The sequence below is a fragment of the Mycolicibacterium mageritense genome (genome assembly GCF_010727475.1).
GTDB classification, from domain to species: domain Bacteria; phylum Actinomycetota; class Actinomycetes; order Mycobacteriales; family Mycobacteriaceae; genus Mycobacterium; species Mycobacterium mageritense.
The window spans coordinates 3,473,703-3,493,042 of record NZ_AP022567.1 but is presented as its reverse complement, the minus strand read 5'-3'; the positions used below and the strand labels follow the sequence as shown (position 1 = coordinate 3,493,042).

The following is a 19,340-nucleotide window of genomic DNA, read 5'->3' as shown; positions in this document are numbered from 1 at the left end:
AACATGTCGGACCGACCATTACATGAGAACCGCCATCGCGCCGGATCCTTCGGCTCCGCCGCAGCGGAATACGATCGCTATCGTCCGCGCTACCCGCAAGCGTTGCTCACAGGTCTCCTACCGAGCGGCGCCGCCGTCGCGTTGGATGTCGGGGCGGGAACCGGCATCTTGTCAGAACAGTTGGCCGCGACTGGGGTGCAAGTCCTTGCCGTAGAACCCGATCCACGAATGGCGCAAGTCGCCGCGGCCAAGGGCTTGCCCGTCGAAGTCTCGATGTTCGAGGAGTGGGATCCTGCGGGACGCCAGTTCGACGTCGTGGTGTTCGGCTCGTCATTTCATTGGGTGGAGCCTCGGCAGGCACTCCGGAAGGTCACGACGCTTTTGAAACCGGACGGCCGTCTCGCACTGCTGTGGAACCGCGTCACACCCATATCGCCCGACCGGCAGGCCATCGACGCCGTCTATTCGGAGTTTCTGGCGCCGACCGCCCGGCCTCCCGTCGATGCCGACCGCACGGCGGGGGTAAGCGAACTCATCGAGGAGTGCGGATTCGTCATCGACCGTCGGCATGTGGTCGAGCATCTGCACTACCGGACCGACGACTGGGTCAGCATGGCCTGCACATACTCCAACATCCTCACGCTCGATCCCCACGATCGCAGCGAGTTCCGCAAGCGACTGAAGCAGTGCATCGGGACCGGAGGCGTGATCGCCGAGAACGACGCCCTTGCTGTCGTCTGCACACCGCGTTGACATCAACCCGCCACAAATCCTTGCGCTCGCGCTCCGCTGTTGCTGCAGTGTTGGCATGCCTTTCATCGAGCACGACCGTGGGCGCGCCTACTACCGGCACTGGCCTGCCGCCGAGCCACGAGCCGCGGTGATCTTCCTGCACGGCTTCGGCGAACACACCGGGGTGTATCACCGGTACGGCTTCGCACTCAACGCCGCAGGCATCGACCTGTGGGCGGTCGACCAGTTCGGCCACGGCCTGTCCCCCGGCACGCGCGGGGATTTCGGCACGCTCGAGGACAGCTCGGCATTGGCCGACGCCCTGACGGCGCTCGCCGCAACGGCACATCCGGGCCTACCGCTGGTGGCACAAGGACATTCGTTCGGTTCGGTGGTGACCCTGTTCCGGCTGCTGGGCCAGCCGGACCGTTACCGGGCAGGCATCATCTCAGGGGCGCCGCTGGTGCCGATCCCCGAGATGCTCGACCCTGACACGTCATTGGATCTCGATCCGTCATGGTTGTCGAGCGACCCGTTCTACCTGGACGCGCTGGAGAACGATCCATTGGCCTTCGTCGATGCCGACGGCGCCCCGCTGACCCGGGAATTGGACCGCGCGTGGGACCGGTTCGGCGCCGAGTTGCCGGGGCTGGCTGTCCCGACGCTCGCACTGCACGGGTCGGCCGACGTCATCGCGCCCGTCGACGCGGTTCGTGCCTACGCCGAGCAGATCGAGCCCCTGCAGCTCATCGAGTATCCACACGCGCACCACGACATCCTCAACGAGTCGGTGCACCGTGAGGTTGCCGCCACGATCGTGGATTTCATCGGCGGCCAGCTCGATTGAGCAATCTGGCCGTCATCCTTGCCGCGTTCGTCTTCGGGATCTACTGGGCGCTTTGACCGACGCCTCATAGCCTGCGGTGAGCCGGTACACGGTCCGATCGATGCCGGCCAGGATCTCGGTGATGGCGATCTCGCCCGCCGTGAAGCGGCCGACGAGCCCGAACACCAGGCTCGTCAGGATGCTGTCGAGGTCGTCGACGAAGTCCTCGTCCACACCCGTCAAGATCTCCATGCCCGCGGGCACCACCGCGTCGAGGCCCCGCTTGACCAGGCGGTCCCCGCCGGGTGCGGCGCGGGCGCGGGAGTACGCCCTGAGCATGTCGGGATGCTTCTCCCACGGCTCAAAGATGGTGCGGAACAACCCCATCAGGCCCTCGTAGAGCGATTCACCCGGCGGGGGCGGATGCGCGGCCAGGCCCGCATACCGATTCTCCTCCATCCAGGCGTCGAGTGCGGTCAGGATCAACTCGTCGCGAGTCGAGTAGCGCTTGTAGATCGTGGCGAGTGACGTCCGGGAGCGCCGCGCGACCTCGCGCAGTTGGACAGCGTCATAGCCTTCGGTCTCGAGCATCTCCACGACGATGTCGAGGATCCGGTCACGTTCAATCGCCACAGTCGAGAACACCCTTGCCGTCGATGAGTAACCCCGTTACCGTACCGGGTGTAACACGGTTACTCACCGCGACGGAGCGAGGATCAATGGGTTGTCTGGACGGAAAAGTCGCCTTCATCACCGGGGTGGCCCGCGGCCAGGGCCGCAGCCACGCCATCCGGCTCGCGAGTGACGGCGCCGCGATCATCGGCGTCGACATCTGCGCTGACATCGCATCGAACGGCTACCCCATGGCCAGCCGCGCCGAGCTCGACGAGACCGCGAGCCTGGTCGAGGCCGCGGGCGGCAAGATGATCGGCGCGGTCGCCGATGTCAGGGACTTCCATCAGCTCAGGGCCGCGCTCGACGCAGGCGTCGAGCAGTTCGGCCGGCTCGACATCGTATGCGCCAACGCAGGTATCGCGACGATGGCGTTCCGCGAGCTGACCATCGAGGAAGACCTCGAGATGTGGACCGACGTGCTCAACGTCAACCTGGTGGGATCCTTCCACACCGCCAAGGCGGCCATCCCCCACCTGATCGACGGCGGCAGGGGCGGGTCGATCGTGTTCACCAGCTCGACGGCCGGACTTCGCGGATTCGGTGGCCTGCAAGGCGGCGGCCTGGGCTACGCGGCGTCGAAACACGGCATCGTCGGCCTCATGCGCACCTTGGCCAACGCGCTTGCACCCCACAGCATCCGGGTCAACACCGTGCACCCGACCGCGGTCAACACCATGATGGCGGTCAACCCGGCCATGACCGCGTTCCTGGAGAACTATCCCGACGGCGGGCCGCACCTGCAGAACCCCATGCCGGTGTCGCTGCTGGAACCCGAAGACATCAGCGCGGCGATCGCCTACCTGGTGTCCGACGCCGCCAAATACGTGACCGGGGTGACCTTCCCGGTCGACGCCGGCTTCTGCAACAAGCTATGAGGGCCGCAGGCAAGCGCGTGCTGATCACCGGCGCCGCGCGAGGTATGGGCCGCAGTCACGCCGTGCGGCTCGCAGAGGAGGGTGCAGACCTGATCCTGGTCGACATCTGCCGATCCCTGGACGAGATCGAATATCCGCTCGCTACACCAGACGAGCTCGACGAGACCGTACGGCTTGTCGAGAAGCAGGGCAGACGGGCCGTCTCCCATGTGGTCGACGTGCGCGATGCCGCGGCACTGGCGGCCGCCGTCGACGACGGCGTGGCGCAGCTGGGCGGGCTGGACGCCGCGGTCGCCAACGCCGGAGTGCTGACCGCGGGCACGTGGGACGCCACAACGCCCGAGCAGTGGCGAACGGTGGTGGACGTCAACCTGATCGGCACCTGGAACACCTGCGCTGCAGCCCTGCCTCATCTGGTCGAGCGCGGCGGCAGCCTGGTCAACATCAGCTCCGCCGCGGGCATCAAGGGCACGCCGCTGCACACGCCCTACACGGCGTCCAAACACGGCGTGGTCGGCATGAGCAGAGCACTGGCCAATGAGCTTGCCGCCCAGCAGGTCCGGGTCAACACAGTGCACCCGACCGGGGTGGAGACCGGCATGCGCCCGGCGTCGCTGCACGCCTTGATCGCCGAGCAACGCCCCGATCTGGCGCCCCTGTTCGCCAACGCCATGCCCATCGTGATGGCCGAGGCGATCGACATCAGCAATGCGGTGCTGTTCCTGGTGTCCGACGAATCCCGATATGTGACCGGGCTCGAGTTCAAGGTCGATGCGGGGGTGACGCTTCGATGAACCGGACCGAGCGCGGCCGCCGCGAATTCTCCGAGGTGATGACGTTCCCGCCGCCGTCCGACACGACCCCCGCAACAGCCAACCTGATCGACTTCGTGTTCGCCGAGATCTGGCCGCGGCCCGCGCTGAGTCGCCGGGACCGACGCTTCATCACGCTGCCGTGTGTCGCGGCCGCCGATGCCGAAGGCCCGTTGCGCGATCACGTCTATGCGGCACTCAACAGCGGCGACCTGAGCATCGTCGAAATGCGGGAAACCGTACTGCATTTCGCGGTGTACGGCGGATGGCCCAAGGCCTCGCGCTTCAACATGGTGGTCGATGAACAGTGGGACCGAATCCACCGCGAACGCGGTGTGCCGCCACCGCGGCCCGATCCGCTGCTGCCGCTGGCGACACCGAGCGATCCCGAAGAGCGGCTGGTCTGCGGCGAGGAGTCGTTCAAAGAGATCAACTGCCTGCCGTACGCACCGATCCGGGACAACCCCTATTCGGGTGCGGGCATCCTCAACTTCGTGTTCGGCGAGATGTGGCTGCGGCCGGGCCTGGGCATGAAAGAACGCCGCCTCGTGACAGTCGCGTGCGTGGCGTTCCAGGACGCTCCGCTGCCGATCCTCAGCCATGTGTACGCCGCGCTCAAGAGCCACGACGTGTCGTTCGACGAGATGGACGAACTGGCCTTGCATTTCGCGGCGTACTACGGCTGGCCCAAGGCGTCGCACCTCAACCAGGTGATCGCCGAACAGAAGCAGCGGGTGCTCGACGAGGGCCAGGGATGGGAAGCATGATCGTCGATCACATCTATCCCGCGACCGGCCGGCCCAACGGGACGGTGACCCTGGCCGGGGCCCGAGAGATCGACCACGCGGTCCGCACGGCCGCCGAAGCGCAGCGAGAATGGGTGGCGCTCACCGTCGACCGGCGACGGGATCTGCTGATCGACCTTGCCGACGTGGTGCACGACCGCCTCGACGAACTCGCCGGGCTCAACGTTGCCGATTACGGGGTGCCGATCTCGTTCGCGGGCACCGCACTGCTGCTCGAGCGATTCCTCCGGCATTTCGCGGGCTACGTCGACAAGCCGCACGGCGTCAGCACCCCGGTCAACGGGTCGTTCGACATCAATCTCGTCGAGCGGGAGCCCTATGGCGTCGTCGCCGTACTCACGCCGTGGAACGGCGCCCTCGCGGTTGCGGCGTCGTGCGCCGTGCCTGCGTTGGCTGCGGGCAACGCCGTGGTCTTGAAGCCCTCGGAGCTCGCGCCGTTCGCGGCCCGGCACTTCGGCGAATTGTGCGCCGAGGCAGGTCTGCCCGCGGGCCTCGTCGGCGTCGTACCCGCAGATGCCGAGGGCGGCGACGCGCTGGTGCGACACGCCGGCGTCGGCAAGATCGCCTTCACGGGAGGTGGCACGACCGCGCGCAAGGTGTTGCAGGCTGCCGCGACGAATCTGACGCCCGTGGTCACCGAACTGGGCGGCAAATCGGCGAACATCGTGTTCGACGATGCCGACCTGGACCTCGCCGCCACGTTGTCGGCGCACCAGGGTCCACTCATGCAATCCGGCCAGAGCTGTGCGTGCGCGAGCCGGATCCTGGTGCACGAAACGGTGTACGACGAATTCCTGGAGAAGTTCCTTGCGGTCGTCGCTGCGGCCAAGGTCGGTGACCCGACCGATCCCGCGACGGTCTTCGGGCCCATGATCAGCCGGTCTGCAGCCGACCGGATCCTGGCCACCATCGAAACCGCGGTGTCCACAGGTGCGGGCGAGCTGTTGTTGGGCGGCAACCGGATCGGCGGCGCCCTTGCCGACGGCTACTTCATCGAGCCGACCGTGTTCGGCGGCGTCGACAACGCGTCGGCGCTCGCGCAAACCGAGACATTCGGCCCGGTCGTGTCGGTCATGAGATTCCGCGACGAGGACGATGCCGTGCGGATCGCCAACGACACTCCCTACGGGCTCAACGCGTTCGTCCAGACCACGGACCTGAACCGCGCACATCGGGTGGCCCGCGGGCTCGAGTCCGGATCGGTGTGGATCAACCAGTTCAGCGACATCTCTCCGCAGGGTCCGTACGGCGGCTACAAGCAGAGTGGCTTCGGCCGGACCGGCGGGCTGGAAGGTCTGCGCGAGTTCCAGCAGGTGAAGAACATCCGCATCGCCATGCGTTGATTTTTTCGTGCCCGGTTGACGTGAGCCAGGCAACACCCCACAATTACCGTCATGCCCGGTCAAAAATCCACATTGGCGGTCAGTCGTGCTGCCAGTTGAGCGGCATGAGGCGATCGTCGAAGCGGTCGGCGCCACCCAGGCGGTCAGCACCGATGAGCTGGTCCGCCTGCTCGGAGTCTCGGCCGAGACGGTGCGGCGTGACCTGGCACTCCTCGAAGAACAGGGCGCACTGCGCCGGGTACACGGCGGCGCGGCCGCCGTCGCCGACCGGCATGTCATCGAACCCACCTACACCGAGCGCACGATCATCCGGCACCAGGCCAAGGCCCAGCTGGCGCGGGTCGCCGCGGGTCTGCTCAAGAACGGCCAGACCGTGGTCATCGACATCGGGACGACGGCTGTGGCGGTCGCGCAGGCGATCCCCCGCGGATTCACCGGAACGGTGATCACGCCGTCACTGCCGGTCGCCGTGGAACTGGCCGACCGGCCGGGAATCACGGTGCTGGTGGCCGGGGGCCGGGTCCGCGCGGGTGACCTGGCCTGCTCGAACGCGCACGCCAAGGCCTTTTTCGCCGACATCTACGCCGACATCGCACTGCTCGGATCCGGCGGGGTCGACGCGCAGGCCGGGCTCACCGACTACCACTTCGACGAGGTCGACGTGCGTCGCACGATCATCGCGAACAGCGCACGCAGTTACATCCTGGCCGACTCGTCCAAGCTCGGGCAGGTCGCGCCGTACCGCGTGTGCGAGTTCAGCGCCGTCGACGGACTCATCACCGATCAGAACACCGATCCGGCTGTTGCAGCAGCCATCGAAGAGACGGGAGGTGTTGTCCTGTCGGCGCGTCCCAGCGCCTGATACGGGTGCGGGCGGCGTTGCAGCGCCGCCCGCGGACCGAGCCTCTCCTCCCGAAACAGTCAATTCCAGTCAAGAAAGCCCGATCGATGACAGATTCTTCCACAACGCCGTACGGCTATACCGAAACATTGGAACGCGCGACCGGCAGGTTCGCGTCTTTCGCCGTGGCGTTCGCCTTCGTCTCCATCGCCACCGGAATCTTCACCACGTACGGCAGCGTGCTCAACAGCTCAGGCCCATTGGGCATCTGGACCTGGCCCATCGTGATCATCGGCCAGCTCGCCGTTGCGCTGCTGCTCGGATCGCTCGCCGCCCGCATCCCGGTCACCGGATACGCCTATCAGTGGGTGTCGCGGCTCGCCAACCCCATCTTCGGCTGGATCACCGGCTGGATCTCGTTCACGTTCCTGGCGATCGTCGTCGTCGCGGTCGATTACACGGTCGCGTCGACGGTGGTGCCCGCACTGTTCGACTTCACCGGAACGCCCGCGACCGCGTTCCTGATCACCGCGGGCGTGCTGCTGCTGCAAGCCCTGCTCGTCGGGTTGTCCACGAGGTGGACCGAACGGGTCAACAACTTCGCCGTGACGGCGGAACTGATCGGCATGGTGGCCCTGGTGGTGCTGTTGTTCATCGTCGGCGTGATCGCCCACAAGCTCTCGGTCGGAAACCTGTTCTCGCGCGGCGAGATTCCGGCAGACGGGTACTGGAGCTTCGGCACAGCGACGTCGGCCGGACCGTGGATGCTGGGCTTCCTGCTCGGCGCCTTCACGATCGTCGGGTTCGAGTCCGCGGCCAACCTCGCCGAGGAGACCAAGAAACCCGAAATCGTTGTGCCTCGCGCGATGTGGCAGGCAGTCCTGGCCTCGGGTGTACTCGGCTTCCTGTTCCTGCTCGTGGTCACGGCCGCGGTCAACGACCCGACCGCACTGGCCGAGTCGGGCACCCCGATCGCCGACGTCATCCGTGACATCCTCGGCTCGTTCGTCGGCACCGCGCTGCTGGTCCTGGTGGCCATCGCGATCTTCGCGTGCGGTCTGGTCATCCTGATGAGCGGCGTCCGGTTGGTCTGGGCCATGTCGCGCGACCAGCGCTTCCCGGGCTGGCAGGTGCTGCACAAGGTGTCACCACGGTTCGGCACCCCGCTCAACGCGACCATCGTCATGGCCGCCATCTCGGCCGTGATCCTCGGACTGTTCTCGACCAGCACCGACGCGCTGTTCAAGCTGTTCTCCGCCGCCACGTTGCTGCCCGCGATCATCTACGCCATCACCGTGGCGCTCTACATCGCGACCCGCAAGCGGCTGCCCGCGAGCAAGGGATTCAGCCTGGGCCGCTGGGAGATCCCTATCCTCGTCGTCGCGGTCGTGTGGCTCGTTTTCGAGCTTTCGCTGTTCCGCGACGCGTCCTTCAAAGATCCTTGGTTGTATGCGGCGATCATGGTGGCCATCGGTGCGGTCTATCTCGGGTACCTGCTGGTCACCCGCGGCAGGCATGGGCTGAAGATGCCGGAGATGGCGTCGATCGACGCGGAACTCGACCACTTGGCAACTCCCACCGAGGATTCGGTGAAATGACCGTATTGGCCATCGACCAGGGCACCTCGGGCACCAAGGCGATCGTCGTGGACCCCGAACAAGGTGTCGTCGGCCTGGCCGAGGTGGCGGTGCACCCGCGTTACCTCGACGGCGGCGGTGTCGAGCAGGATCCGGCAGAACTGCTGGAATCCGTGCTCGGCGCCGGCCGCGCCGCCCTGGCACAAGCCGGACGGTCGGTCGACGCGGTGTCGCTGGCCAATCAAGGCGAAACCGTGTTGGCCTGGGATCCTGATACGGGCCGTCCGCTCACGCAGGCGCTTGTGTGGCAGGACCGGCGCGCCGAGCCGCTGTGCGCCGAGCTTGCCCAGCATCGCGACATGTTCGCCGAGCGCACGGGACTGGTGCTGGATTCCTACTTCTCGGCGCCGAAGATGGCATGGCTGCGCCAGAACCTGGAGTCCTCCGGCGTGGTGACCACATCGGACACCTGGCTGCTGCACCAACTCACCGGCGCGTTCGTCACCGATGCGACCACGGCCAGCCGGTCGCTGGCCGTGGAGCTCGGCGGGCGGGACTGGAGCCACGAGCTGCTCGCGGCCTTCGGCCTGGCCGATGAGAAACTGCCGCAGATCGTCGCGAACGACGAGACCATCGGCACCACATCGGCATTCGGCTCCGACGTGCCCGTCGGTGGGGTCGTGGTGGACCAGCAGGCCGCGCTGCTGGCTGAGGCCTGCCTCGAACCGGGCATGGCAAAATGCACGTTCGGCACGGGCGCCTTCCTGCTGGCCAATACCGGTGGCACACCCGTGCATTCCACCGCGGGTCTCACGTCGTCGGTGGCCTGGCGCGTCGGCGGGCAGGACACCTACTGCATCGACGGCCAGGTGTACACGGCCGCGTCTGCGGTCAAATGGCTGTGCTCACTCGGCATCGTCTCCGGCCCCAAGGAGCTCGACACGGTCGCCGCGCCGGACAACGCCGGCGTGCTGTGCGTGCCCGCGCTGGCCGGACTCGCCGCGCCCTGGTGGAAATCTCATGCGACAGCCGCTATTTCGGGCATGACCCTGTCGACCGGGCGCGAGCACATCGTGCTCGCGGTACTTCAGGGCATAGCCGCACAGGTCGGCGAGCTGATCTCGGCGATCAACGACGACGCGGTCCCGTTGACGCGGCTGCGTGCCGACGGCGGCCTGACCCAGTCCACGGTGCTCATGCAGGCGTGCGCCGACATCTTGCAGATCCCGGTCGACGTGTACCCGTCGGCACACGCCACCGCACTCGGCGCCGCCGCGCTGGCCCGGCTCAGCCTGAACCCCGACCGATCGGTGCGCGACGTCGTCACCGACTGGACACCGTCGGCCAGCTACGAACCCCGCTGGACTGCCGCCCGAGCGAGCGAATTCCGCTCCGCCTGGCGCGATCTGGCGGCGACCACCTACCCCCAGGAGACTTCATGAACTACGACGTCGCGGTGATCGGCGCAGGCATCGTCGGCTCGGCCATCGCACGCGAACTGTCCGGCCACCAACTGTCGGTCGCGCTGCTGGAAGCCCGCGACGATGTGGGCGACGGCACGAGCAAGGCCAACACCGCAATCCTGCACACCGGTTTTGACGCCAAGCCCGGCACGCTCGAATCGGCGATGGTCAGCCGCGGTTACCACCTGCTGTCCGACTACGCGACGCACACCGGTATCCCGATCGAACACACCGGTGCGATCCTGGTGGCGTGGGACGGCGAACAACTCGCCGCGCTACCGGGTTTGAAGGACAAGGCCGAGGCCAACGGCTACCACCGGTGCGAGATCGTGGATTCCGACGCGGTCTACGCCGCCGTCCCCCACCTCGGCCCGGGCGCGCTCGGCGGGCTGACCGTGCCCGACGAATCGATCATCTGCACCTGGACCGTCAACCTCGCGCTGGCCACCGACGCCGTCAACCGGGGCGCCGCACTGCTGCGCAATCACCGCGTCGAGAGCATCGAAAAGACCGGTGACGGCACGGTTCTGCACACCACAGGTGGTCCCGTATCCGCACGGTGGGTGATCAACGCCGCGGGCCTCGGTGCAGACGTGATCGACGGCCTGTTCGGCCATTCCCGGTTCACCGTGACCCCGCGCCGCGGCGAGCTCATCGTCTACGACAAGCTCGCGCGCCCGCTGGTCGACAAGATCGTGCTACCCGTGCCCACGTCGCGCGGCAAGGGCGTGCTCGTCAGCCCCACCATCTACGGCAACGTCATGCTCGGCCCCACGTCCGAGGATCTCACCGACCGCACCGCGACCGGGACGTCGGAGACCGGTTTCGAATTCCTGCTCGAGAAGGGGCGCGCGCTCATGCCGCGACTGCTCGACGAGGAGGTCACCGCGACCTACGCCGGGTTGCGCGCGGCCATCGACCACGGCGACTACCTGATCGAGGCCGACACCGCGCAGAACTATCTGCTGGTCGGCGGCATCCGCTCGACCGGGCTGACCGCGGGCATGGCCATCGCGGAATACGTTCGCGACCAATTGGTTTCGGCCGGGCTCATACTGGCCCCACGCACCGACCTGCCCGCGCCACCACGCATGCCCAACCTCGGCGAAGCGTTCCCCCGGCCGTATCAGGAGGCCGACAAGATCGCCGCCGACCCGGCCTACGGCCGCATCGTGTGCTTCTGCGAGCGCGTCACCGAGGGTGAGATGCGTGACGCATGCCAGTCCGTCATCGCACCAGCAGCGCTCGAAGGGCTGCGGCGGCGCACGCGCGTCATGAACGGCCGCTGCCAGGCGTTCTTCTGCGGCGCCGAGGTGCAGGCGATCTTCGACCGCGAACGTCAACCAGAACGACCCGCCGTACTGCAGGAGACCACGCGATGACCACCTACGACGTTGCGATCGTCGGCGGCGGGCCCGCGGGCCTCACCGCGGCCGCCGAGCTGGCCCCGTACCACAAAGTCGTTGTCCTGGAACGTGAACTCGCGGCAGGCGGCATTCCGCGGCACAGCGATCATCCCGGATACGGGATCCGTGACATGAAGACGTTCATCAGCGGGCCCGCGTACGCGCGCCGACTGGTGCAGGGTGCCGTCACCGCCGGGGCGAGCATCCGCACGAGCGCGATGGTCACCGGATGGGCCGACGCCACCGCACTGGACGTCACCTCGCCGCAGGGCCGCGAACGCATCGACGCACGCGCCGTCGTGCTGGCCACGGGCGCCCGCGAACGCCCCCGGCCGGCGCGCATGATCCCCGGCGACCGGCCCGCCGGGGTGTACACAACGGGACACCTGCAGAACGCCGTACACCTCAAACACCGCCAGGTCGGGAGCCGCGCGGTGGTCGTCGGCGCGGAACTGGTGAGCTACTCGGCCGTGCTGACCCTCAAGCACGCCGGCTGCCGCACAGTGCTGATGACGACGGAGTACCCGTCGCCCGAGTCGTACGCGATGTTCAATCTCGCGGGCCGCACGCCGCTGCTCGATGTGGACATCGCGACCACCACGCGCGTGACCCGCATCATCGGCAAACCCGTGCTTCAGGGCGTCGAGATCGAGAACACGCGCACCGGGCAGCGACGTGTCATCGACTGCGACACCGTGGTTTTCACGGGTGATTGGATCCCCGACCATGAGCTGGCCCGGGCCGCCGGTCTCGACATCGACCGCGGCACCCTCGGGCCCGTCGTCGACACCGCGTTGCGAACCAGCCGCGACGGCGTGTTCGCGATCGGCAACCTGCTGCACCCGGTCGACACCGCCGACATCGCGGCCCTCGACGGCCGCCACGTCGCCGCCCAGGTACGCCGGTATCTCGACGGCAGGCCCGCCGCGGGTGACGGGGTGCGGATCGAGGCCGGCGCGCCGCTGCGGTGGGTGTCACCCGGCCTGCTGCGGCCCGGCGACCCGGCGCCCGCGCGCCACCGGCTGCTGTTGTGGACCGACAAGCTCGTGCGGATCCCGAAAGTCGTTGCCCATCAGGATGGCAGGCTCGTCGGACGCAAGACCCTGCCATGGCCCGCGTCACCGGGCCGGGTGTTCCGGGTGCCGTCGAGCATTCTCGACGGCGCTGACCGGAACGGCGGGACGGTCACGCTGTCACTGGCGTGAACTCGATGTGCAATCGCGTGAGACCGCGCAGCAGGAACGTGGGCTCGTAGGTGTAACGCCGGTCCTCGGCGGGCCCGTGTTCGGCTTCACTGATGGTGATGTCGCGCATCCGGTTCAGCAGGCGGCGCACGGTGACCTGGCCTTCGACCCGGGCCAGCGGCGCCCCCGCACAGGTGTGGATGCCGCGCCCGAATGCGATGTGCTCACGCACGTTCGGCCGGTCGATCCGGAACTCGTGCGGGTCGGTGAACTTGCGCGGATCCCGGTTCGCCGCGCCCAGGCACAGCATGAGCACCGTGCCGGCTTTGATGGGCACGCCACCCAGGGTCGTGGTTCTGCGGGCGAGGCGGAAGTCGACCTTGGTCGGGCTCTGCATGCGCAGCGCTTCCTCGATGAAAGCCGGGATCAGCTCAGGTTCGTCGCGCAGGCGCTGCTGGAACTCGGGGCGGTCCCCCAGCGTCTGCACTGCCGCACTGAGGAGTTTCGTGACGGTCTCCTGCCCCGCCGCGAACAGGAACGTCGCGGGACGCACCACCTCCAGGAGTTCCGGCACCGATCCGTCCGGATAGGTTGCGGATGCCATGCCGCCGAGGACATCCGCGTGAGGCGTGCGCCGGCGCTCGGCGATGTACGCGCTGAACTTGTCGTCGAGGTACTGCAGCGGGTTGAGGCCCACCGGCTCACCGTCGAGTGCGCCCACGCGGTTGCCCGCAGGCTTGTCGGCTCCCAGCGCGCGGCGGAACTCGGCGCGATCCTCCTCGGGAACCCCGAGCAGATCGGTGATCGCCAGGGTGGCAAAGGGTTTGGCGTACTCGCCGAGGAACTCGCAGCGGCCGTTCGCGATGAACTCGTCGAGCACCTGATCGGCCAGTTGCCACATGAAGTCCTCGTTCTCCTTGAGCCGCCGCGGTGTCAGCAGCTTGGAGAGCAGGGACCGCGCGCGTTCGTGCTCGGGCGGATCCATGACCACCATGTGTTCGAAGATCGGGAACTCGTGCCGGTGCGCCTCGATCTGCGCGGTGATGTCGTCGCCCTCGGGTTCGAACGGCAGCGGCGGAAACGGGCCGCCGATCGCGTTGACCGCCGAGAACGCGTCGGTGTCCTTGAACGCGGCCATCACCTCCTGATAGCCGGTGACGGCCACGACGCCGTGGTGCGGTTCGGCGTACACCGGCCCCTGCTCGCGGAGGTAGTCGAAGTACGCATAGGGATCCTGCGTGATCGCCGGGTCGGAGAAGTAGTCGACACTCGCGAGATCGGTCATTGCTGCGGGCCTTTCGCGGAGGTTTGAAACGTGATCGCTTGGCGTGGGCACGCGTCGACCGCTGCTTTCACGTGCTCCCACGACCGTTCGGGTGGTTGTGGCAGGGCGCGGGCGACGTCGTCGTCCCCGAGGTCGAAGATCTCGGGAGCCAACTCGATGCACAACGCGTGGCCCTCGCACAGGCCGGGGTCCACCCAGAGGCTTGCGTTCATATGTTCCTCACGTCGTTTTTCTGCCATGGGCCTTCCACACACTCCGAGTTTGATCAATCGATCAAACTGTTAAGATGCGTCATGCTTATCACTCCGCCTCAGGAGCGGTCAAGGGTTGCCGGTGACGTGCAATACATACTGTCGCACAACACTTCTCGGGACATCATCTGATGCCGGCGACCCGTGCAGCGAAGGACAAGGACGCCGGAACCAGGCGACGCCTGATCGAGGCGACCGCTCAGGTGATCCGCGATGAGGGCTACGCCGCGGCGACGACGCGGCGGATCGCCGCGGAGGCCGGTGTCCGCTCGGCGCTGGTGTACTACTACTTCGACACGCTCGACGATCTGTTCGTCGCGGTGCTGCGCAGCGGCGCCGACGCCGCGCTGGCCCGGATGCGCGAGGCGATCGACGACGACGACCCCCTGCGCGCCCTGTGGCTGCTCAATTCCGACTCCCGGCTGACGGGGCTCAATACCGAATTCATGGCACTGGCCAACCACCGCAAGGCGATCGGCGCCGAACTCAAGGCCTACTCCGAACGCGTCCGGGACATCGAGACCACCGCGATGGCCATGGTGTTGCGGGCTCATGGCGTCGACACCGACGAGTTCCCGCCCGTGGTGATGTCGATGCTGCTGACCCAGTCGGCGCGCAGCCTCTGCAACGAGGAGGCGGTCGGCGTGACACAGGGCCACGCCGAGTTCCGGGCCTTCGTCGATCGCATGCTGAGCCGCTTCGCTCCCTTGAAATAGCCTGCGCTACTTCAACATGCTGCCGGCGTCGACCGTCACCGGCAGGCCCGTGACGTAGCGCGCCTCGTCGGAGGCCAGAAACAGCACGGCATTGCTGATGTCCACCGGTTCGACCCAGCCGACCGGGAGCACATGCATGAGCTGGGCCACCACGGCCATGTCGTCGGGCCCCGGATTCTCCAGATCCGGGCGGAACAGCTTCATGGTGCCCTCGTTCATGAACATCGGCGTGTTCACGTTGGTCGGGTGTACCGAGTTGACCCTGATCGAATGCTGGCCCAGTTCAACGGCGAACGACCGCATCAGACCCACCACACCGTGTTTGGCGGCGATGTAGTGACCTGTGTGCGGGTAGGCCTTGAGTCCGCCCACCGAGCTGGTGAGGATTATGGAGCCGCCCCGGCTTCCCGAAAGAATATGCGGAACACCGGCTTTCACGGTTTTCCAGACGCCGGACAGGTTGACGCCGATCATGTCGTCCCAGTCCTGTTCGCTGGTCTTGTCCAGCGTCTCACCGCCGTTGCCGATGCCCGCGTTGGCGACGATGATGTCGAGCCGCCCCAGCTGTTCGACACCGTTGTCCACGGCCGTCTTGAGTGCGTCGAAGTCACGGACGTCGACCTCGGCCGTGACGATCCGCCGGTTGAGGCCCTTGATCAGGTCGACTGTCTCAGCCAGATCGTCCGGTGTCGACGCGGGGATGACGCTGTTGCTGCTCACCGGCCTGCAGACGTCGACCGCGATGATGTCGGCACCCTCCTGTGCGAGCCGTACCGCGTGGCTGCGCCCCTGTCCGCGCGCCGCCCCGGTGATGAACGCGACCTTGCCCTCGACTCGCCCGGCCATGGGGATCCTTCCACTCGGTTTGATCGTTCGATCAAACCGTTCCACCGTGAAGGCCGTGTGTCAATACTCACTTTGATCGATCGATCAGCATCCGGCTACCCCAACACAGACCGGGCCCCCTCCGCAGGGAGGGGGCCCGGTGTGTTGTCAACGAGTCAAAGCCAGGTGTCGTTGGTGGTGGCGGTGAGGAACGCCTCGAGGTCGTTGCGCCACGTCGCAGGGGTGTTCTTGTCGGGCTCTATCCCGGTGTACTCACCGCGGTAGAAGAGCAGCGGCCGGGGCTTGCGTTTGGGCACCTCGGACATGCCGTGCACCGCACCGAACACGACGAAGTGGTCACCACCGTCATGCACAGACGCAACGGTGCAGTCGATGTGGGCCAGCGACCCGTCAATGATCGGCGAGCCGAGTTCGGATGGCCGCCAGTCGATCCCGGCGAACTTGTCCGGCTCCTTGGAGCCGAACCGCGCCGACACGTGCTGCTGATCCTCGTGCAGCATGTTGACGCAGAACCGGCCGCTGGCCTCGATCGCCTGCCACGACCGGGACACCTTCGTCGGGCAGAACAGCACGAGCGGCGGATCCAGCGACAGCGCAGCGAACGACTGGCACGCGAACCCGATCGGCACGTCGTCATGCACCGTGGTGATGATCGTGATGCCTGTGCAGAACTGTCCGAGCACGTTGCGGAACGTGCGGGGATCGATCGCGGGAGCGGACATCGCTACTTGAAACCGACGGTGAAGTCGTGGCCCCACAGGCTGACGGCCGTGGACTCCCGCGCCACCCAGTCGTTGTCGTCGACTTCGAGCCCCTCGCAACCGAACTCGATGTCGAACCCGCCCGGTGTCTTCATGTAGAACGACAGCATCTTGTCGTTGACGTGGCGGCCCAACGTCGCAGACATCTTCACCTTGCGCCGCAGCGCACGGTCCAGGCACAGGCCCACGTCGTCGGCCTCGCCGACCTCGACCATGAGGTGCACGATGCCGCTGGGTGTCTGGCCCGGCATGAACGCGAGGCTGTGGTGGCGCGGATTGACTCCGAGGAAGCGCAGCCACGCCGGCTCCCCGTCAGCGGGGCGGCCCACCAGTTGCGGGGGCAACCGCATCGAGTCGCGCAGGTGGAAGCCGAGCACATCACGGTAGAAGTGCAGGGTTTCGGCGTCGTCTTTGGTGGTCAGCACGACGTGCCCGAGCCCCTGCTCCTCGGTGACGAACTTGTGCCCGTATGGGCTGACGACGCGACGGTGCTCAAGTGCGACCCCGTGGAACACCTCGAGGGTGTTGCCGGAGGGATCGTCGAACACGATCATCTCGTCGACGCGGCGATCGGCCAGCTCGGTGGCGGTGGCCTCTTTGTACGGCGTGCCATTGGCCTCGAGGCTGCTGCGGATGTCCTGCAGTTCCGCGGCATTCGCGGTTTCCCAGCCCGACTCCAGCAACCGGTCGTGCTCGCCAGGGACGATCACGAGCCGTGCGGGGAACTCGTCCATCCGCAAATACAGCGCGCCTTCGGTCTGACCTTTGCCCTCGACCATGCCGAGCACCTTCAGGCCGTACTCCCGCCAGGCCGCGACGTCGGTGGCCTCGATGCGCAGGTACCCCAGCGACTTGATGCTCATGGGCTAGCCTCCCAGAAAATCGATGGTGAGCTTGTTGAACTCGTCGAACTTCTCCACCTGTGCCCAGTGTCCACACTGCCCGAAAACGTGCAGCTGCACCCGCGGGATCTGCTTGACCGCGACCAGCGCACCGTCGAGCGGGTTGACCCGGTCCTCGCGGCCCCAGATCAGCAGCACCGGCTGGCGCAGCTTGTAGACCTCACGCCACATCATGCCGAGCTCGAAATCGGGTCCGGCGAAAGACTTGCCCATGGCCCGCGTGGCGGCCAACGATTCCGGGGTACTGGCGATCGCAAAGCGCTCTTCGACCAGCTCCGGCGTGACGAGCTTCTGGTCGAACACCATGATGCGGATGAAGGCTTCGAGGTTCTCGCGGGTCGGCTCGAAGTTGAACTTGGCGAGCGCCTTCACACCCTCGGTGGGGTCAGGAGCGAACAGGTTGACCGAGAGGCCGCCCGGGCCCATCAGCACGAGCTTGCCCGCGCGGTCGGGATAGTCCAGCGCGAAGCGCACCGCGGTGCCGCCGCCGAGCGAATTGCCCAGCAGCGGAATCCGGCCCTGCAGACCCAGGTGGTCGAACAGGCCCAGCAGCGCCTTGGCGCTGTAGCGGTTGTACTGCTCGTGTTCGGTGTGCTTGTCCGAGTAGCCGTAACCCGGCTGGTCGACCGCGAGCACATGAAAGCGCTCGGCGAGCACCGCGATGTTGCGGCCGAAGTTCGACCAGCTCGACGCACCGGGACCACCGCCGTGCAGCAGCACGATGGTCTGCGCGCTGGGGTCGCCCGCCTCGTGGTAGTGCAGCCGCATGTCGTCTGCGACCTGCGCGTAGCGCGAGGTGGATTCGAATGTGATCTCTTGCGTTGCAGTCATGTCAGACCATCGTGTCCGCGGGCGGCAGGCCGAACTCGTTGTTGCCGAAGATCATGTACGCGCGCTCCGGATCGTTGGCGGCGTGCACGCGGCCGGCATGCGCGTCGCGCCAGAACCGTTGCAGCGGTGCGGTGTTGGCAAGCGCGGTGGCACCCGCCGACTCGAAGAGCCGGTCGATGGACGCGATGGCCCGGCCCGTGGCACGGACCTGATCTCGGCGGGCACGCGTCCGCAGCTCGAACGGGATCTCCTTGCCTGCCTGCAGCAGTGCGTACTCGTCACCGACGTTGCCGATCAGCTGACGCCACGCGGCGTCGATATCGCTTGCGGCCTCGGCGATCCGGACCTTGGCGAACGGATCGTCCTTGCCCTTCTCCCCCGCGAACGCCGCGCGTACCCGCTTGCCCTGGTGCTCGACGTGGGCCGCGTAGGCGCCGTAGGCCATGCCGACGATCGGGGCCGAGATGGTCGTGGGATGCACCGTGCCCCAAGGCATCTTGTACACCGGCGCGGTGTTGGTCGCATAGCCGCCCGCGGTGCCGTCGTTCATCGCCTTGTACGACAGGAACCGGTGCTTCGGCACGAAGACGTCCTTGACGACGACGGTGTTGCTGCCGGTGCCGCGCAGGCCGACGACGTGCCAGACGTCCTCGATCTTGTAGTCGCTGATCGGGATGAGGAAGCTGCCGAAATCCACCGGGCGGCCGTCCTTGATCACCGGGCCACCCAGGAACGCCCAGGTGGCGTGGTCACAGCCCGAGGACCAGTTCCATGAACCGTTGACCAGGTAGCCGTCGCCTGCCTCGGTCACCACACCGGCACCCATCGGCGCGTACGAGGAGGACACCCGCACCGACGAATCCTCGCCCCACACCTCTTCCTGGGCCTGCTGATCGAACAGCGCCAGGTGCCAGTTGTGCACACCGATGATCGAGGCGACCCAGCCGGTCGAACCGCAGGCGCTGGCCAGGCGGCGAACCGCCTCGTAGAACACCGTCGGGTCGCACTGCAGGCCACCCCACTGCTCGGGTTGCAGCAGCTTGAAGAACCCGATCTCGTCGAGCGCGTCGATCGACTCCTGCGGGATTTTGCGCAGATCCTCGGTGGCCTGGGCGCGTTCACGCAGCTGCGGCAACAGATCGTCGATGCCGGCTAGCACTGCCTGAACGTCACGCTGTTCAATGGATGTCACGGATTTGCCTCCCAGA

The 19,340-nt window shown here is 66.9% G+C and carries 20 protein-coding genes; 12 read left to right on the top strand and 8 right to left on the bottom strand.

Annotation, left to right across the window (positions count from 1 at the left end):
• Window positions 1-3 precede the first annotated feature (3 nt).
• Both G6N67_RS16740 and G6N67_RS16735 read left to right on the top strand, forming a co-directional pair.
• Window positions 4-753, top strand: a complete 750-nt coding sequence (locus G6N67_RS16740; RefSeq protein WP_036435380.1) for a class I SAM-dependent methyltransferase — start codon at window positions 4-6, stop codon at window positions 751-753.
• A gap of 55 nt (window positions 754-808) precedes the next feature.
• A complete protein-coding gene (locus G6N67_RS16735; RefSeq protein ID WP_036432215.1) occupies window positions 809-1,579 on the top strand; it encodes an alpha/beta fold hydrolase in 771 nt (256 codons plus the stop codon).
• Between the two features lie 12 nt (window positions 1,580-1,591).
• On the opposite strand, the gene G6N67_RS16730 is transcribed toward G6N67_RS16735, so the two are convergent.
• Window positions 1,592-2,191 carry a TetR/AcrR family transcriptional regulator gene (locus tag G6N67_RS16730; protein ID WP_081812636.1) on the bottom strand — a complete coding sequence of 200 codons (600 nt, stop codon included), beginning with the start codon at window positions 2,189-2,191 and terminating at the stop codon, window positions 1,592-1,594.
• Window positions 2,192-2,277: 86 nt separating this feature from the next.
• Here G6N67_RS16730 and G6N67_RS16725 point away from each other — a divergent pair, with 86 nt between their 5' ends.
• The 9 genes from G6N67_RS16725 (at window position 2,278) to G6N67_RS16685 (ending at window position 12,561) form a co-directional block, all read left to right on the top strand.
• The gene (locus G6N67_RS16725) at window positions 2,278-3,108 is read left to right on the top strand and encodes a mycofactocin-coupled SDR family oxidoreductase (RefSeq protein WP_036432210.1); all 831 of its coding nucleotides are present in this window, start codon (window positions 2,278-2,280) and stop codon (window positions 3,106-3,108) included.
• A complete protein-coding gene (locus tag G6N67_RS16720) occupies window positions 3,105-3,902 on the top strand; it encodes a mycofactocin-coupled SDR family oxidoreductase (RefSeq protein ID WP_036432208.1) in 798 nt (265 codons plus the stop codon). The genes G6N67_RS16725 and G6N67_RS16720 overlap by 4 nt, the downstream gene beginning before the upstream one ends.
• A complete protein-coding gene (locus G6N67_RS16715; protein ID WP_036432206.1) occupies window positions 3,899-4,687 on the top strand; it encodes a carboxymuconolactone decarboxylase family protein in 789 nt (262 codons plus the stop codon). Before G6N67_RS16720 ends, G6N67_RS16715 begins: the two co-directional genes overlap by 4 nt.
• On the top strand, window positions 4,684-6,069 hold the full coding sequence (locus tag G6N67_RS16710; protein WP_036432204.1) for an aldehyde dehydrogenase family protein: 1,386 nt from the start codon (window positions 4,684-4,686) through the stop codon (window positions 6,067-6,069). Before G6N67_RS16715 ends, G6N67_RS16710 begins: the two co-directional genes overlap by 4 nt.
• Window positions 6,070-6,154: 85 nt before the next feature.
• A complete protein-coding gene (locus G6N67_RS16705; RefSeq protein ID WP_036432202.1) occupies window positions 6,155-6,931 on the top strand; it encodes a DeoR/GlpR family DNA-binding transcription regulator in 777 nt (258 codons plus the stop codon).
• Between the two features lie 86 nt (window positions 6,932-7,017).
• Window positions 7,018-8,508, top strand: a complete 1,491-nt coding sequence (locus tag G6N67_RS16700; RefSeq protein WP_036432199.1) for an amino acid permease — start codon at window positions 7,018-7,020, stop codon at window positions 8,506-8,508.
• Window positions 8,505-9,929 carry an FGGY family carbohydrate kinase gene (locus G6N67_RS16695; protein ID WP_036432197.1) on the top strand — a complete coding sequence of 475 codons (1,425 nt, stop codon included), beginning with the start codon at window positions 8,505-8,507 and terminating at the stop codon, window positions 9,927-9,929. Before G6N67_RS16700 ends, G6N67_RS16695 begins: the two co-directional genes overlap by 4 nt.
• Window positions 9,926-11,332, top strand: coding sequence for an NAD(P)/FAD-dependent oxidoreductase (locus G6N67_RS16690; RefSeq protein WP_036432195.1), 1,407 nt, complete (start codon window positions 9,926-9,928; stop codon window positions 11,330-11,332). The genes G6N67_RS16695 and G6N67_RS16690 overlap by 4 nt, the downstream gene beginning before the upstream one ends.
• Window positions 11,329-12,561, top strand: a complete 1,233-nt coding sequence (locus tag G6N67_RS16685) for an NAD(P)/FAD-dependent oxidoreductase (RefSeq protein ID WP_036432193.1) — start codon at window positions 11,329-11,331, stop codon at window positions 12,559-12,561. The genes G6N67_RS16690 and G6N67_RS16685 overlap by 4 nt, the downstream gene beginning before the upstream one ends.
• On the opposite strand, the gene G6N67_RS16680 is transcribed toward G6N67_RS16685, so the two are convergent.
• Both G6N67_RS16680 and G6N67_RS16675 read right to left on the bottom strand, forming a co-directional pair.
• The gene (locus G6N67_RS16680) at window positions 12,542-13,825 is read right to left on the bottom strand and encodes a cytochrome P450 (RefSeq protein WP_036432191.1); all 1,284 of its coding nucleotides are present in this window, start codon (window positions 13,823-13,825) and stop codon (window positions 12,542-12,544) included. The two genes, G6N67_RS16685 and G6N67_RS16680, sit on opposite strands and share 20 nt — an antisense overlap.
• Window positions 13,822-14,037 (bottom strand): ferredoxin, encoded by a 216-nt coding sequence (locus G6N67_RS16675; protein WP_036432189.1) that lies wholly within the window; start codon window positions 14,035-14,037, stop codon window positions 13,822-13,824. Before G6N67_RS16675 ends, G6N67_RS16680 begins: the two co-directional genes overlap by 4 nt.
• 170 nt (window positions 14,038-14,207) lie before the next feature.
• On the opposite strand from G6N67_RS16675, the gene G6N67_RS16670 reads away from it, so the two are divergent.
• The gene (locus tag G6N67_RS16670) at window positions 14,208-14,792 is read left to right on the top strand and encodes a TetR/AcrR family transcriptional regulator (RefSeq protein WP_036432186.1); all 585 of its coding nucleotides are present in this window, start codon (window positions 14,208-14,210) and stop codon (window positions 14,790-14,792) included.
• Between the two features lie 6 nt (window positions 14,793-14,798).
• On the opposite strand, the gene G6N67_RS16665 is transcribed toward G6N67_RS16670, so the two are convergent.
• The 5 genes from G6N67_RS16665 to hsaA all read right to left on the bottom strand — a co-directional run bounded on the left by G6N67_RS16665 (window position 14,799) and on the right by hsaA (window position 19,324).
• A complete protein-coding gene (locus G6N67_RS16665) occupies window positions 14,799-15,638 on the bottom strand; it encodes a mycofactocin-coupled SDR family oxidoreductase (protein ID WP_036432184.1) in 840 nt (279 codons plus the stop codon).
• Window positions 15,639-15,793: 155 nt separating this feature from the next.
• The gene (hsaB, locus tag G6N67_RS16660) at window positions 15,794-16,360 is read right to left on the bottom strand and encodes a 3-hydroxy-9,10-secoandrosta-1,3,5(10)-triene-9,17-dione monooxygenase reductase subunit (RefSeq protein ID WP_036432182.1); all 567 of its coding nucleotides are present in this window, start codon (window positions 16,358-16,360) and stop codon (window positions 15,794-15,796) included.
• Between the two features lie 2 nt (window positions 16,361-16,362).
• Entirely contained in the window at window positions 16,363-17,262 is a 900-nt protein-coding gene (hsaC, locus tag G6N67_RS16655) for an iron-dependent extradiol dioxygenase HsaC (protein ID WP_036432181.1), read from the bottom strand.
• 3 nt (window positions 17,263-17,265) lie between these two features.
• Window positions 17,266-18,132 carry a 4,5:9,10-diseco-3-hydroxy-5,9,17-trioxoandrosta-1(10),2-diene-4-oate hydrolase gene (hsaD, locus tag G6N67_RS16650; protein WP_036432180.1) on the bottom strand — a complete coding sequence of 289 codons (867 nt, stop codon included), beginning with the start codon at window positions 18,130-18,132 and terminating at the stop codon, window positions 17,266-17,268.
• A 1-nt stretch (window position 18,133) separates the two neighbouring features.
• The gene (hsaA, locus tag G6N67_RS16645; RefSeq protein WP_036432178.1) at window positions 18,134-19,324 is read right to left on the bottom strand and encodes a 3-hydroxy-9,10-secoandrosta-1,3,5(10)-triene-9,17-dione monooxygenase oxygenase subunit; all 1,191 of its coding nucleotides are present in this window, start codon (window positions 19,322-19,324) and stop codon (window positions 18,134-18,136) included.
• Window positions 19,325-19,340 lie beyond the last annotated feature (16 nt).